General features: G+C 58.2%; 1 pseudogene. It reads right to left on the reverse strand.

What is annotated here, in order from left to right:
• Nucleotides 1-251, reverse strand: a pseudogene (locus SCT_RS14305) (sulfite reductase, dissimilatory-type subunit alpha); the annotation flags it as partial.

Below are 251 nucleotides of genomic sequence, written 5' to 3' on the forward strand. Positions count from 1 at the left end.
GGCTGGATGCGCAGGGTGTGGAACTCGGCCGCATCGGGATAGACATGTTTCTCGTTCTCGTCCTTGAGCTCGGAAAAACGCGGGATTACGCCGCCGCCATAGCCGAACACGCCAACGGTACCGCCCTTCCAGTAACCTTTTCTGGTCGCGTAGGATGTTTCCAGCTGACCCATCAGGTCAACCATCATATCGTTGTCATTAGCCAGGCGCTTGAGGCCGGTCACAAAGCTGGGCCATGGGCCGCTTTCCAG

Origin of the sequence: Sulfuricella sp. T08, from assembly GCF_000971475.1 — a bacterium.
In the GTDB taxonomy this organism is placed as follows: domain Bacteria; phylum Pseudomonadota; class Gammaproteobacteria; order Burkholderiales; family Sulfuricellaceae; genus Sulfuricella.